Annotated in this window: 11 protein-coding genes; 4 read left to right on the top strand and 7 right to left on the bottom strand. The window is 67.1% G+C overall.

What is annotated here, in order from left to right:
• Window positions 1–9: 9 nt before the first annotated feature.
• From ACY3GB_RS05730 to ptsP, 4 genes are all read right to left on the bottom strand, one after another.
• Window positions 10–1,887 carry an NAD(P)-binding protein gene (locus tag ACY3GB_RS05730; protein WP_463087903.1) on the bottom strand — a complete coding sequence of 626 codons (1,878 nt, stop codon included), beginning with the start codon at window positions 1,885–1,887 and terminating at the stop codon, window positions 10–12.
• A gap of 184 nt (window positions 1,888–2,071) precedes the next feature.
• On the bottom strand, window positions 2,072–3,736 hold the full coding sequence (locus tag ACY3GB_RS05725) for a PTS fructose transporter subunit IIC (protein WP_463087902.1): 1,665 nt from the start codon (window positions 3,734–3,736) through the stop codon (window positions 2,072–2,074).
• A 30-nt stretch (window positions 3,737–3,766) separates the two neighbouring features.
• Window positions 3,767–4,723: a 1-phosphofructokinase gene (gene pfkB, locus ACY3GB_RS05720; RefSeq protein ID WP_463087901.1), complete on the bottom strand. Its 957-nt coding sequence runs from the start codon at window positions 4,721–4,723 to the stop codon at window positions 3,767–3,769.
• Entirely contained in the window at window positions 4,720–7,221 is a 2,502-nt protein-coding gene (gene ptsP, locus ACY3GB_RS05715; RefSeq protein WP_463087900.1) for a phosphoenolpyruvate--protein phosphotransferase, read from the bottom strand. The genes pfkB and ptsP overlap by 4 nt, the downstream gene beginning before the upstream one ends.
• A 187-nt stretch (window positions 7,222–7,408) precedes the next feature.
• Between ptsP and ACY3GB_RS05710 the strand changes: the two genes are divergently transcribed.
• Window positions 7,409–8,395, top strand: a complete 987-nt coding sequence (locus tag ACY3GB_RS05710; RefSeq protein ID WP_463087899.1) for a LacI family DNA-binding transcriptional regulator — start codon at window positions 7,409–7,411, stop codon at window positions 8,393–8,395.
• A 12-nt stretch (window positions 8,396–8,407) separates the two neighbouring features.
• Here the strand turns inward: ACY3GB_RS05710 and ACY3GB_RS05705 are convergent, their stop codons facing one another.
• From ACY3GB_RS05705 to aroA, 3 genes are all read right to left on the bottom strand, one after another.
• On the bottom strand, window positions 8,408–8,953 hold the full coding sequence (locus ACY3GB_RS05705; protein WP_463087898.1) for a cytochrome b: 546 nt from the start codon (window positions 8,951–8,953) through the stop codon (window positions 8,408–8,410).
• Between the two features lie 63 nt (window positions 8,954–9,016).
• Complete coding sequence (locus ACY3GB_RS05700; protein WP_463087897.1) at window positions 9,017–9,481, bottom strand: pyrophosphohydrolase domain-containing protein; 465 nt, start codon at window positions 9,479–9,481, stop codon at window positions 9,017–9,019.
• Window positions 9,482–9,544: 63 nt separating this feature from the next.
• Entirely contained in the window at window positions 9,545–10,834 is a 1,290-nt protein-coding gene (gene aroA / locus ACY3GB_RS05695) for a 3-phosphoshikimate 1-carboxyvinyltransferase (RefSeq protein ID WP_463087896.1), read from the bottom strand.
• 206 nt (window positions 10,835–11,040) lie between these two features.
• On the opposite strand from aroA, the gene cmk reads away from it, so the two are divergent.
• The 3 genes from cmk to ACY3GB_RS05680 all read left to right on the top strand — a co-directional run bounded on the left by cmk (window position 11,041) and on the right by ACY3GB_RS05680 (window position 13,820).
• Window positions 11,041–11,709 carry a (d)CMP kinase gene (cmk, locus tag ACY3GB_RS05690; protein ID WP_463087895.1) on the top strand — a complete coding sequence of 223 codons (669 nt, stop codon included), beginning with the start codon at window positions 11,041–11,043 and terminating at the stop codon, window positions 11,707–11,709.
• Window positions 11,710–11,803: 94 nt separating this feature from the next.
• Window positions 11,804–13,498 (top strand): 30S ribosomal protein S1, encoded by a 1,695-nt coding sequence (gene rpsA, locus ACY3GB_RS05685; RefSeq protein ID WP_463087894.1) that lies wholly within the window; start codon window positions 11,804–11,806, stop codon window positions 13,496–13,498.
• Between the two features lie 7 nt (window positions 13,499–13,505).
• Entirely contained in the window at window positions 13,506–13,820 is a 315-nt protein-coding gene (locus tag ACY3GB_RS05680; RefSeq protein ID WP_021477774.1) for an integration host factor subunit beta, read from the top strand.
• Window positions 13,821–13,944 lie beyond the last annotated feature (124 nt).

The raw sequence follows: 13,944 nt of genomic DNA, 5'->3' as shown, positions 1-13,944 counted from the left end.
GTGTTCCTGTTAGCTCAGCTCGTTGACGGCGCGCCACGCCTGGTCGATGGCGGCGTGGGTGTACGGGTTCCAGTCGGAGTCGGAGTTGGCGATCGCCACCTTGCCGGCCGGGCGGCGGGCGGCGGCGATGATGCGCTTGGACTCTTCTTCGTCGTCGTACATCGAGTTGAGGAAGTAGGAATAGCCGTGCGACCAGCGGTTGACCGTGATGGCCGCGATGTCGCGGTTGTGGTCGAAGCCTACGGGGCCGAGGATGCGCTGCAGCTGGCTGCGGATCATGTTCTCGTGCTCGGAGAACGGCATGGCCAGCAGCTTGGCGCGGCCCATCTTCCACTGCGTGCGCGGGTCGAGGTTGGAGCCGGCGATGGTGGGCACGTAGACCATGTGCAGGCACATCGGCTCGGACGGCTTGCGCGGATGCTGGTAGCCGCCGATGTCCACCGGGTAGTCCATCTTGATGCGGCTGTACGGCATCGACGGGCAGTACAGCTCGTGCACGCCCAGCTTCATGAAGCTGTCCCAGTTCTTCAGCACCACCTTGGTGTAGACCAGCGGCGCCTTGACGTTCATCGCCAGAGCCTGTTTCTGGTCGTTTTCCAGCTCCGGCATGATGTGCGGGATCATCATGTTGTAACAGGCCATCACCACGTGGCGGCCCTGCACGCGATGCAGCCTGCCGCCCTTGTCCAGGTAGCCGACGTCCACCGGGCCCTTGGCGTTTTCCACGCGCACCACGGTGCTGTTCAGCCGCAGCCGCACCGGGTTTTCCGGCAGGTCCAGCTTGCTGTAGTCGAAGCGGGCCAGCACGATGTCGTTCATGTCCTTGCCCGGCGCCACTTGAGGGATCATCTTGCGCACCAGGAGGCGGGCGATGGACGCGTTGCCGTCCGGGAAGTGGTAGATGTAGGGGTCGCGCAGTTCGGCTTCCGCCTCGGCGCTGATCTTGCCGAGGCCGGCCACGCCGTGGAAGCCCGGCAGGTCGAGATTGCGCGCGTCCAGCGCCGGCAGGCCGTCGATGCCCACCGCCTGGAAGTCGTTGCTGCGCGACTGGAAGAAGCGGATCGCGGTGGCGCTCAGGCCGACGTGGCGCGACAGGTAGGTGCTGTAGCTGATCTTGGCGAGATAAGCCTCGCGCTTGTTCTTGGGCATGTCGCCCAGGTAGTCGCGGGTGCTGGTGTGCAGGGCGATCAGCGCGTCGCGGTCCTTCTTCGACATCGGGAAATCGTTGATGAAGTCGCGGATCGGGCGCGCGTTCAGGCGCTTGGGATCGATGTCGTCCGCCACCTGCAGATAGGGGTCGCCGCCGACAGTCTTGTCGACGCCGAAGTCTTCCTTGTTGAAGAACACGCCGCGCGACAGCTTGAGGTCGGGGTAGAAATTGCGGTGGAAGTGGCTGGCTAGGCCATCGATGTCGATGGTCAGTTCCTTCATCAGCGCCAGCGCTTCCTTGCTGAACACGTGTTTCGGCGACTGCAGCGATTCGGTGCCGCCGTAGCCCAGCATCAGGCGATCGCCGACCTTGAACTCGTTGCGCTTGGCGTGGCCGCCGAAGTCGTCGTGGTTGTCCAGGATCAGCACTTTGGCCTGCGGATGCTTCTTGCGGTAGTAATGCGCGGCCGCGAGGCCGCTGATGCCGCCGCCGACCACCACAAGGTCGTAATGCTCTTCCACCTTGGCGCCGCCGAGGTTGAACGCGTGATGGGCGCGGCCTAGCTTGTGGGCGTTCTCGAAGGAGCCGTCATGGTTGCCGCGCAGTCCGGTGAGCGAAGGCGGGTAGTAGCTGGCGCTGATCTGTCGGGGTGCGGCACGGAGGATTTCCAGCGGAGTGAGCCCGGCAGCCACCGTCAGCGCAAAACCGTTGAGAAAGTCTCGTCGGGTAATGGACATGGCTTTTCCTGTGTTGTTGTTGGAATAAACCAGCAGCCTCTGCGTGCTGTCTGGCGTTCCATTATAACAAATTGTAAATATAGTTAATTTTTATGCTGCGGGAATGACGAATCGAGGCAGGGAAACGAACAGGCCCGGTTGAGCCGGGCCTGGGAGGATGGGATGGGACCGCGCGGCGGCGGGATCAGGCCAGGGCGATTCTCTTCTTCAACAGGCCCAGCGCCAATGCCGTGACCAGGGTGCCGGCGGCCAGCGCCGCCAGGTAGCTGAGCAGGTGTTCCACCGCATTGGGGATGGGCAGCACGAACACGCCGCCGTGCGGCACCTTCAACTGCACGCCCATGGTCATCGAGACGGCGCCGGCCAGCGCCGAGCCTGCCATCAGCGCCGGGATCACCCGGAAGGGATCGCGCGCGGCGAAGGGAATGGCGCCTTCGCTGATGAAGGCCAGGCCCAGCACCGCGGCGGCCTTGCCGGCCTCGTGCTCGTCGGCGGTGAAGCGGTCGCGGAACAATCGGGTGGCCAGCGCCAGCCCCAGCGGCGGCGTCATGCCGGCGGCCATCACCGCCGCCATCGGCGTATACACCTGGCTGGCGATCAGGCCGGTGGCGAAGGCGTAGGCCGCCTTGTTGACCGGACCACCCATGTCGAAGGCCATCATCGCGCCCAACAGCGCGCCCAGGGCCAGCGCGCTGCTGCCCTGCATGCCTTTCAGCGCCTCGGTCAGCGCCGACAGCACGGCGGCCACCGGCTGGCCCACCACGTAGATCATCAAGAGGCCGGTCAGCAGCGAGCCCAGCACCGGCAGGATCAGCACCGGCTTCAGGCCGTCCAGATGCTGGCCCAGCTTGATCCGGCGGTTCAATTCGCGGGTGCCGTAGCCGGCGATGAAGCCGGCGGCGATGCCGCCCAGGAAGCCGGAGCCCAGGCTGGCGGCCAGCATGCCGCCCACCATGCCGGGCGCGATGCCGGGGCGGTCGGCGACGGAGTAGGCGATGTAGCCGGCCAGGATGGGCACCATCAGCGCGAACGCCGACTTGGCGCCGATCTGGAACAGCGACCAGGCCAGCGTGCCCTTGTGCGCGTCGTCGAAGGCGTAGATGCCGCCCAGCGCGAAGGCGAGCGCGATCAGGATGCCGCCGGCGGTGACGAAGGGCAGCATGAAGGACACGCCGGTCATCAGGTGGCGGTAGGGGCCGTCCTTGGCTTTTTCCGGGCTCGCGGCCTTGGCGGCGGCCGAGCCTGCGCCTTCCCATGGCCGCGCTTCTTCGATGGCGCGGCGGATCAAGGCCTTGCCGTCGCCGATGGCGGCCTTGGTGCCGCTCTTGAACAGCCGCTTGCCGGCGAAGCGGTCCAGCTGCACCTGGGTGTCGGCGGCGATCACCACCAGATCGGCGGCGGCGATTTCGGCGTCGGTCAGCGCATCTTGCGCGCCGACCGAGCCCTGGGTTTCCACCCGCATCGCGTGGCCCAGCGCCTTGGCACCCTGGACCAGGCCCTCGGCGGCCATGAAGGTGTGGGCGATGCCGGTGGGGCAGCCGGTGATGGCGACGATGCTGAGCGCGCACGCGTTCGCCGCCGCGCCTTCCAGCTGCGCGGCCGGATCCGCCAGTACCGCGTCCAGCGTGGCGCGGCGCGCCGGCCGCTGCCCGGCGCGGCCGTCGTCGGGACAGTCCACCAGCAGGATCTGGCTGGCGGCTTGCAGGCGCTCCGCGTCCAGCGCCGGTTGTCCGTCGATCTCGATGTCTATCCGTTTGCCTTGCCGCTGGGCGGCCTGGCGCAGCGCTTCGGCGGCCAGCCTGGCCTGGGTGCTGCGCTCTCCCGCGCGGATGATGGCGACGATGCTCATGTGTTTCCCCTGTTGCTAAGCGGGCGCGGCTCAGGCCGCGTCCAGGGTTTGCAGGCTGACGGCGGCGGCCAGCTCTCGTATCTGTTGTTCCGGCGGCAGATGGGGGCCGACGCGCTGCAGCTTGGCGGCGGCGAAGGCCACCGCCAGCCTCAGGCTGTCCGCCGCGTCCAGGCCCTGGAGCCGGGCGGCGGCCAGGCCGGCCACCAGCGCGTCGCCGGCGCCGACGGTGCTCAGCGGCCGCTGCGGCGGCAGGCTGGCCAGCAGCGCCGCGTCGGCGGCCACCCAGAGCGCGCCTTGCTCGCCGAGCGACACCACCACCCGGCTAACGCCCATTCTTTGCAGGCCGCGCGCGCAGCGGACCACGTCGTCCAGGCCGGGCAGCGGGCAGCCGGCCCATTGCGCCAGCTCCTCGCGGTTGGGCTTCACGCAGTCGGGCAGCGCTTCCGGCGGGTTGGCCAGCGCGGCCGCCAGCGGCGAGCCGCTGCTGTCCACCAGCACCCAGGCGCCTTGCCGTTTCAGCCGCGCGCACAGCCGCGCCAACGCGTCGCGCGGCAGGCCGGGCGGCAGGCTGCCGGCCAGCACGGCCTGATCGCCGGCGCCGACGTGGGCGAGGCCGGAGGCCAGCGCTTCCAGCTCAGCCTCGCCGGTCTGCGGGCCTGGGAGGTTGATGTCGGTGGTGTCGCCGGTTTCGAGATCGGCCAGCTTGATGTTGACCCGGCTGGCACCGGCCACCCGCAGCATGCGGTCGTCGATGCGCTTGGTGGCGAACAGCTGCTCGAACGGGCCGCTGTTGTCGCGGCCGAGCAGGCCGTGGACGTGGACCGGCAAGCCCCAGTCGGCCAGGCAGGAGGCGACGTTGACGCCCTTGCCGCCGGCGTTGACGTGGGCGGCGCGCGCCAGGTTGACGGCGCCGGTCCGCAGCGCGTCCAGCGTCACGGTCTGGTCGAGCGCCGGATTGGGGGTGACGGTGTGTATCGCGGCCCTCATGCCAGCGCCTCCAGCAGCTGCCGCACTTCCTCGGCGCTGTCGCAGGCCAGCGCCTGTTCGGCCAGGTCGCGCAGCCTGGCGAGGCTGTGGCGGCGCAGCATCGCCTTCACCGCGGCGATGTCGTGCGGGCTCATCGACAGCTCGTCCACGCCCAGGCCGGCCAGCACCGCCGCGCCCTGCGGGTCGCCGGCGATGCCGCCGCACACGCCCACCCAGCGCTGGTGGGCAGCCGCGCCCTGCACGGTCTGGCGGATCAGCCGCAGCACGGCGGGATGCAGGCTGTCGGCCTCGGCGGCCAGCTCGGGGTGCTGGCGGTCCATCGCCAGCGCGTACTGGGTCAAGTCGTTGGTGCCGATGGAGAAGAAATCGACATAGGGCGCGAACTGGTCGGCCAGCAGCGCGGCGGCCGGCACTTCCACCATGATGCCGATCGGCACCGGCGGGGCGTCCAGCTCCTTGCGCACGCCTTCGCACAGGCCCTTTAGGCGGGTGATCTCCTTCAGCGAGCTGATCATCGGGAACATGATGGACAAGGGCTTGCCGGCCTTGGCGGCGCGGTACAGCGCGCGCAGCTGCGGCTCCAGCAGTTCGCGGCGGGACAGCAGGAGCCGCGCGCCGCGCATGCCGAGGAAGGGATTGTCCTCATGCGGCAGGTTGAGGTAGGGCACCTGCTTGTCGCCGCCGATGTCCAGCGCGCGGACGATCAGCGGCCGGCCCTGCAGCGCCTGCTGCATCGCCAGATAGGTTTTCAGCTGTTCTTCCTCGTCCGGCGCGGCGTCGCGCTCCAGGAACAGGAACTCGGTGCGCATCAGGCCCACGCCCTCGGCGCCGGCGTCCAGCGCGGCGGCGGCCTGGTCCGGGCGGTTGATGTTGGCGGCGATCTCGATGCGCTTGCCGTCTGCGGTCTGGCCCGGCTGCTGCCGTTCCGCTTGTTGCTTGCTCTGGTCTTCCCGCTGGCGCTGTTGCCAGGCGCGGGCGGAATCCAGATCCGCGTCGCTCGGGTTCAGATACAGCCGGCCGGCGTCGCCGTCCAGAATGGCCGGGCTGCCGTCGGCCACGTCCAGCAGCGCGGCTCCGGCGGCCACTAGCGCCGGCAGGCCCAACGTGCGCGCCAGGATGGCGGTGTGGGCGGTGGGGCCGCCATGGGCGGTGGCCAGGCCCTTGACGCGGGAGAGGTCCAGGCTGGCGGTGTCCGACGGCGCGAGATCGGCGGCCAGCAGCAGGGTGTCGGGGCCGAATTCGGCCGGCGCATGGCCTTGCAGCGCCGGGTCCAGCTGGAACAGCACGCGGCGGCCCACGTCGCGCAAGTCGGCGGCGCGCGCGGCCAGCAGCGGGTTGCCCAGCGCGGAGATTTTTTCCGCCAAGCGCTCCACCGCCTGATGCCACGACCACTCGACGCCGTGGCCGGCCACCATCAGCTGGCAGCTGAGGGTGATCAGGTCGGTGTCGTTCAAGAGCTCGGCCTGGGCGCGGAAGATGGCGGCTTCGCCGGCGCCCAGCGTCGCCTGGGTGGCGTCGGCCAGCTGCGCCAGCTGTTGGCGGGTGGCGGCCAGCGCTTCGTGCAGGCGGTCGCCGCCCTCGGCCAGGCTGACCGGCCGGTCCGGCACGTGCAGCTGGTGGCTCGCGAGGATGCGCGCGGTGCCGATGGCGAGGCCGGGGCTGGCGGCGATGCCGGGCAGGGAGATCAGCGATCCGGCCGGCTGCCAGCCGGCGGTTTTGCGCGCGCCCGCGGCGCGCTGGGCGGCGATGGCGGCGGCGGTCTGCTCGGCCAGGCTGGCCTCGCGCATCGCCTTCAGCAATTGGCGCACGCCGTCTTCGGCTTGCGGGCCGCGGCCGGACACGGAGACGAGATCGCCCTGGCGCAGGCCGAGCTGCAGCAGCGAGATCAGGTTCTTGGCGTCGGCGACGCGGCCGCCGTGGCGCACCTGCAGCTGCGCCGGACTGCGCCGCGCGGCCTCCACCCACAGCGCGGCGGGGCGGGCATGCAGGCCGTTGGGGTAATCGAGCCGCCATTCTTCGCCGGCGTCCAGGTCGCGCGCCTCGGCGTCCGGCGACGGGTTTTCCGGCGGCTGCTCCAGCGCGGCGATCAGGTCGGCGCTGTCCTGGGTGGAGAACAGCGGCAGCAGCCGGGCTTCGTCCTGCAGCAGCCGGGTCAGTTGGCGCAGCATCACCAGGTGGTCGTCGGAACGCGCGGCGATCGCGCACAGCAGGTGGGTGCGTTGGCCGGGGTTCCATTCCAGCCCGTCCGGAATCTGCAGGATGGCGACGCCGGTGCGCAGCACCATCGCCCGGTCTTCCACCATGCCGTGGGGGATGGCGATGCCGTTGCCCAGGTAGGTGTTGGCCACCGCTTCGCGGCGCAGCAGGCTGTCTATGTAGTCGGGCGCGATGCAGCCGGCGTCGGCCAGCATGCGGCCCGCCTCGCGGATGGCGGCCTCTTTGCCGGCGGGCTGGCAGCCCAGGCGTATCAGTTGCGGAGTGAGCAGGGCGTCGGACACGGCATACCTCGTTTTTGGGCTCGATATGGCTGGCATTGAAAACGATTACATTTTTTCTGTCAATCAGACAGAACTGGTTAAAATCAAACTTGTGGCGTAATCCGGATAACTGTCGCTATTTCGCGCTTGCCAGCAGATGTTTGCTGGCGCAACATCGCTTCCGTTAATTGAAAACGATTTCCAAACCATGACTACCAGCATCAAGGATGTCGCGCTGCTGGCCGGCGTGTCGGTGGCTACCGTGTCGCGCGTGCTGGGCAACGGTCCGGTCAGCGCCGCGCTGCGCGCCAAAGTGGAGGCCGCTGTCGCCCAAAGCGGCTACCGGCCCAATCTGTCGGCGCGCCGGCTGCGCTCGCAGGCCTCGCGCACCATAGGCTTGATCGTGTCCGACATCCGCAATCCTTTCTTCACCTCGGTCAGCCGGGCGGTGGAGGATGTCGCCTATCGGGCCGGCATGCGGGTGATCCTGTGCAACACCGACGAGAATCCGGACAAGGAGGCGATGTATCTCCGGCTGATGCAGGAGGAGAGGGTGAGCGGGGTGATTTTCGCCGCCACCCGCGCCACCGCCGATGCGCTGGACGTCGCCGGCCTGGGCTTCCCTGTGGTGATGATAGACCGCGCGGGGCCGGCCGCCCGCTGCGACGCTGTGCTGCTGGACAACCGGACAGCGGCGGCTCAGCTGGTCGAGCATTTGCTGGGCCGCGGCTATCGCCGCATCGGCGGCCTGTTCGGCAATACCAGCAGCACCGGCGCGGAACGGCACGCGGGTTTCGCCGAGGCGATGGAAAGGGCGGGGCTGCCGGCGGCGGCGCGCTTTGTCGCCCCCAGCGCCGAGGCGGCTCAGGCCGAAGCGGCGAAGTGGCTGCGGGAGGCGGGCGCGCCGGAGGCGCTGATCGCCAGCAACGGGCTGCTGCTGCTGGGCGCGGTGAAGGCGGTGCGGGCGGCGGGCGTCGCCGTGCCGAGGCAACTGGCGCTGGCCGGTTTCGACAACGACAGCTGGACCGAGCTGGCCGATCCCGGCATGACGGTGATCGAGCAGCCGGTCGACGAGATCGGCCGCGCGGCGATGGAGATGCTGCTGGAGCGGCTTGAGCGGCCGGAGCGGCCGCTGCGCAAGGTGGTGCTGGCGGGGCGGCTGGTGGAGCGCGGCTCCAGCCGAGCCCGCGGCTGAGGCGCGCCGCGTTCAGCGCATCGGGCCGGTCAGCCGGGTGACGGTGTCGTCCTTGACGATGAAGTGGTGCCACGCCGCGGCGGCGGCGTGCAGGATGCTCAGCCACAGCAAGACATTGCCCAGCAGTTCGTGCAGTTCCTTCAGGCTCTTGCCCAGTTCCGGGTCGTTGGGCATGAAGGCGGGCAGGCCGAGGCCGAACAGGGCTACGTTGCCGCCCTTGGCCTGGATGAAGGCGATGCCCAGGATGGGCAGCGCCAGCATCAGCGCGTACAGCGCCCAGTGCCCGGCGTGGGCCAGCAGCTTCATCAGCGGGCTGGGCGCGGGGGAAATGCCGGGCGGCGGGTTGCCCAAGCGCCAGGCCAGCCGCGGCAGCACCAGCAGCAGCACGATCAGCCCGGCCTGGACATGGGCGTAGCCCAGGCCGTTGCGGACCGGGTCGCCCTTGGGGAAGTTGCCTTTCAGCTCGATGAAGACCAGCGCGGCGATCGCCGCCAGCGCGCACAGCCAGTGCAGGCCGCGGGCGATTTTGCCGTAACTGTGGAGAGTGTTGCGCAACATGTCGGCTCCTGTTGTTTTGATTGGAACATGTTGCAAGCTTAGTCGGTCATTCTTAAGCCGGTCTTAATCCATTTCAACGAGAGGGGAAATGGACGGGCATGGCGCGCCCGCTGCTGACGCGCCGCGGATCACCCCCAGCTTGTCCGCCGGCTGCCAGCCTTCCGGTTTCAGCACCTTGCCGTCGGCGCGGCGCACCACCTGGCCGTCCACGCATTTGCGCAGATTGGCGTCGTGTATCGCCTCGCACATCGCTTCCAGCGGCAGGCCCTGCGACAGCAAGAGGCCGCATACCACGTTGAGCACGTCCACCGCTTCTGCGGTCAGTTCGGCGCGGCTTCGCAACTGCTGTTCGGCGGATTGCTCGGGCAGCGCGCGGTAGTCGGCCAGCGCCTGGCGGAGCTCGTCCAGCTCTTCGTCCAGCATGGTCTGCCACATCGCCAGCTGCTCGGGCTGGTATTCGGGGTGGGAGGGGGAGGGGATGTCGAAGCGCCGCATGAAATCGCGGCGCATCCGGAACAGGTCGCTCATCGATAGACTCCTTTAAGTGCATATATTGTGGAGTCTATCGATTAAATCATCAATATGTTGTGATTATTGCGCCTGCAGCGCGGCCAGCGCCTGGAAGTAGTCCGGGAAGGTCTTGGCTACGCAGTTGGGGTCGTTGATGATGACCGGCGCCCCCAATAGCGAAACCAGCGAGAAGCACATCGCCATCCGGTGGTCGTCGTAGGTGTCGATCTCTGCATTCGGCGTCAGCGCGGCCGGCGGCGTGACGCGGATGTAGTCCGGACCTTCCTCCACTGTCGCGCCCACCTTGCGCAGCTCGGTCGCCATCGCCGACAGGCGGTCGGTTTCCTTCACCCGCCAGCTGGCGATGTTGCGCAGCGTGGTGGTGCCGTCGGCTGCCAGCGCGGCCACGGCCAGCGTCATCGCCGCGTCCGGGATGTGGTTGCAGTCGAGGTCGATCGCCTTGAGCCTGCCCTCGGCGCGGGCCTCGATCCAGTTGTCGCCGCGGCGCACTGTCGCGCCCATCAACTCCAGCGCCTCGGCGAAGCGCACGTCGCCCTGGATGCTGGCCTCGCCCACGCCTTCCACCCGCACCGGCCCGCCGGCCAGCGCGCCGGCCGCCAGGAAGTAGGACGCGCTGGAGGCGTCGCCTTCGACGTAGATCTCTCCCGGCGAGATGTAGTGCTGGCCGCCGGGAATGATGAAGCGCTGCCAGCCGTCGCGCTCGACGCGCACGCCGAAGCGCGCCATCAGGTTGAGCGTGATTTCGATGTAGGGTTTGGAGATCAGCTCGCCCACCACCTCGATTTCGGATGTTTCGCCGGTCAGCGGCAGCGCCATTAGGAGCGCGGTGAGGAACTGGCTGGAAACGTTGCCTTTCACCTGGATGGGGCGGGCGCAGCGCACGTCGGCCGGCGAGATGGCCAGCGGCGGGAAGCCGGGCTGGCCCAGGTAGCCGATGCTGGCGCCGGCGGCGTTCAGCGCGTCCACCAGGTCGCCGATGGGCCGTTCGTGCATGCGCGGCACGCCGGACAGCTGGTAGCTGCCGCCCATCAGCGCCAGCGCCGCGGTCAGCGGGCGGAAGGCGGTGCCGGCGTTGCCGAGGAACAGCTCGGCGTTTTTCACCGGGAAGGGGCCGCCGCAGCCGTGAACGCGGAAATCGCGGCTGTCGCCTTGTTGTTCTATCTTCACGCCCAGCAGCTTCAACGCGCTCAGCATGTGGCGGATGTCGTCGGAGTCCAGCAGGTCGCGGACCATGGTGCTGCCGCCTGACAGCGCGGCCAGCAGCAGCGTGCGGTTGGAGATGCTTTTGGAGCCGGGCAGCTTGATGGAGCCGCCGAGGCGGACGCAGGGGGAGAGGTGCAGTTGTTCCATTGAGTGTCGCGCTTGTGTTTTCGGAATGGCGTTGCTTGATGCGTAAGGGACACTGTACCCGCCGCACGCGGCTGCGCGCAAATGGCGCGGCGCCACACCATGCCACACCACTTGGGTTACAATGCGCGGTTTGGCCGGCCGGCGGCTGCCGCGACGCGCGGCGGTATCGGCAGGGCCTTGGCAGAATGCAACAGGATCAGATTCCGATGACAGTTCCGGTGATTACCATCGACGGCCCGTCCGCTTCCGGCAAGGGCACGGTGGCGGCCCAGGTCGCCGCGCGCCTCGCCTTCCATTATCTCGACTCGGGCTCGCTGTACCGGCTGCTGGCGCTGCACGCGCGCCGCCGCGGCATCGCCTGGGACGACGAGCCGGCCCTGGCCGAAGCCGCCGCCGGCTTGCCGGTGGAGTTCTCCGACGGCGCGGTGTGGCTGGAAGGCAACGACGCCAGCCAGGACATCCGCGCCGAGGAAATCGGCATCGGCGCGTCCAAGGTGGGCGCGCTGCCGGCGGTGCGCGCCGCGCTATTGCAGCGCCAGCGCGATTTCTGCGAATCGCCGGGCCTGGTGACGGATGGCCGCGACATGGGTTCGGTGGTGTTTCCGGACGCCATGTTGAAGATATTTCTGACCGCCAGCGCGGAGGAAAGGGCGAGTCGCCGTCATAAGCAGTTGATCGGCAAGGGGGAATCTGCTAACCTCGCCCAGATTATGCAGGACATTATCGATCGGGACGCGCGGGACGCGGCCCGGCCGGTAGCGCCGCTGCGCCAGGAGCCGGACGCCTTTTTGCTCGATACCACGGAGCTGACCATAGACCAGGCGGTCGACAAGGTCCTCGTGTGGTTTGAGGAAAAACAGGTTTCCGGCCGTTGATTTTTTGTATGGTCGTTTTTGCTGCATTGCGGAAACGATCTTGTTCCAACCCTAACCCCGCAAGCCGCAAGGCCTGCAACCGAGAGTACGCTTGATGACTACCCTCTCCATGGAAAACTTCGCTCAACTGTTCGAGGAAAGCCTCACCCTGCACGACATGCGCGTGGGCGAAGTGATCACTGCTGAAGTCGTGGCAGTTGATTCCAACTTTGTTACCGTGAACGCCGGCCTGAAGTCCGAATCCCTGATTCCGGCCGAAGAGTTCAAGAATGACCAAGGCGTGGTCGAAGTTGCCATCGGCGACTTCGTTACCGTCGCTATCGACGCGCTGGAAAACGGCTTCGGCGAGACCAAGCTGTCCCGCGAAAAAGCCAAGCGCATGGCCGCTTGGGTTGAGCTGGAAGAAGCTCTGGAAGCCGGCACCATCCTGTCCGGCATGATCAGCGGCAAGGTGAAGGGCGGCCTGACCGTCATGGTCAACGGCATCCGCGCCTTCCTGCCGGGTTCCCTGGTCGACGTGCGTCCGGTGAAAGACACCACCCCGTACGAAAACAAGCAGATCGAGTTCAAGGTTATCAAGCTGGATCGCAAGCGCAACAACGTCGTGGTTTCCCGCCGCTCCGTGCTGGAAGAAACCCTGGGCGAAGAGCGCAAGGCTCTGCTGGAAACCCTGAAAGAGGGCGCAGTCATCAAGGGTATCGTCAAGAACATCACCGACTACGGTGCGTTCGTTGACCTGGGCGGCATCGATGGCCTGCTGCACATCACCGACCTGGCATGGCGCCGCGTGAAGCACCCGTCCGAAGTTCTGGCGGTGGGCGACGAAGTGGAAGCCAAGGTACTGAAGTTCGACCAAGAGAAGAACCGCGTATCCCTGGGCCTGAAGCAACTGGGCGAAGATCCGTGGGTGGGCCTGTCCCGCCGCTACCCGTCCGGCACCCGTCTGTTCGGCAAGGTGACCAACCTGACCGACTACGGCGCGTTCGTGGAAATCGAACAAGGCATCGAAGGCCTGGTGCACGTGTCCGAAATGGACTGGACCAACAAGAACGTACACCCGTCCAAGGTGGTTCAAGTTGGCGACGAAGTGGAAGTCATGATCCTGGAAATCGACGAAGACCGTCGTCGTATCTCCCTGGGCATGAAGCAGTGCCTGGCCAACCCGTGGAACGAGTTTGCCGACAACTTCCACAAGGGCGACAAGCTGAAGGGCGCGATCAAGTCCATCACCGACTTCGGCGTGTTCGTTGGCCTGCCGGGCGGCATCGACGGCCTGGTTCACCTGTCCGACCTGTCCTGGAACGAAGCTGGCGAAGAAGCCGTGCGCAAGTTCAAGAAGGGCGACGAGGTTGACGCCGTGGTTCTGTCCATCGACGTGGAAAAAGAACGCATCTCCCTGGGTATCAAGCAGCTGGAAGGCGATCCGTTCAACAACTTCGTTGCGATGAACGACAAGGGCGCCCTGGTCAAGGGTACCGTGAAGTCCGTTGACGCCAAGGGCGCGGTTATCGCTCTGGACACCGACGTTGAAGGCTACCTGCGCGCTTCGGAACTGTCCCGCGACCGCGTGGAAGACGCTCGCTCCGTCCTGAAGGATGGCGATGCCGTCGAGGCCGTGATCGTTGCCGTGGACCGCAAGTCCCGCAACATCAGCCTGTCCATCAAGGCTAAGGACGCTCAGGAAGAGAATGCCGCGATGAAGAACCTGTCGACCGTTGACAGCGCTTCCGCCGGCACCACCAACCTGGGTGCCCTGCTGAAGGCCAAACTGTCCGGTTCCAACGAGTAATAGCGTCATGACCAAGTCTGAGCTGATCGCGAGGCTGTCTGAACGACTGGCCGAGCGCAATTCTCAGTTGGTCTACAAAGATGCTGAGTTGGCCGTCAAGACCATTCTGGACGCGATGGCCAACAACCTGGCTCAGGGAAGCCGCATCGAGATTCGCGGGTTCGGTAGCTTCGATCTGAACTACCGTCCGCCGCGGGTCGGCCGCAACCCGAAGTCGGGCACCAGCGTCTCGGTTCCTGAGAAATACGTGCCTCATTTCAAGGCCGGCAAGGAACTGCGCGAGCGCGTGGACTTGTCCCTTGTGGAACAGACCCAGGCCTGATCGCAGTTTTATCGGTCTACCTGCTAAAAAGCGTCGCATATGCGGCGCTTTTTTCGTATCCGCGCCGCTTGAGCGGCTTGGGTTGCGGCGGGCTATCGTTTAGAATTGCACTCCGGCAAACTCA

This window comes from Chromobacterium sp. Ag138 (genome assembly GCF_055181315.1).
The sequence above is the reverse complement of the archived record's forward strand: the minus strand, read 5'-3'. Positions and strand labels throughout refer to the sequence as shown.

Bases quoted from the DNA above. Each gene is read 5' to 3' on its own strand.
- ACY3GB_RS05730 (WP_463087903.1), bottom strand. From the start codon at position 1,887: ATGTCCATTACCCGACGAGACTTTCTCAACGGTTTTGCGCTGACGGTG.
- ACY3GB_RS05725 (WP_463087902.1), bottom strand. From the start codon at position 3,736: ATGAGCATCGTCGCCATCATCCGCGCGGGAGAGCGCAGCACCCAGGCC.
- pfkB (WP_463087901.1), bottom strand. From the start codon at position 4,723: ATGAGGGCCGCGATACACACCGTCACCCCCAATCCGGCGCTCGACCAG.
- ACY3GB_RS05710 (WP_463087899.1), top strand. From the start codon at position 7,409: ATGACTACCAGCATCAAGGATGTCGCGCTGCTGGCCGGCGTGTCGGTG.
- ACY3GB_RS05705 (WP_463087898.1), bottom strand. From the start codon at position 8,953: ATGTTGCGCAACACTCTCCACAGTTACGGCAAAATCGCCCGCGGCCTG.
- ACY3GB_RS05700 (WP_463087897.1), bottom strand. From the start codon at position 9,481: ATGAGCGACCTGTTCCGGATGCGCCGCGATTTCATGCGGCGCTTCGAC.
- aroA (WP_463087896.1), bottom strand. From the start codon at position 10,834: ATGGAACAACTGCACCTCTCCCCCTGCGTCCGCCTCGGCGGCTCCATC.
- cmk (WP_463087895.1), top strand. From the start codon at position 11,041: ATGACAGTTCCGGTGATTACCATCGACGGCCCGTCCGCTTCCGGCAAG.
- rpsA (WP_463087894.1), top strand. From the start codon at position 11,804: ATGACTACCCTCTCCATGGAAAACTTCGCTCAACTGTTCGAGGAAAGC.
- ACY3GB_RS05680 (WP_021477774.1), top strand. From the start codon at position 13,506: ATGACCAAGTCTGAGCTGATCGCGAGGCTGTCTGAACGACTGGCCGAG.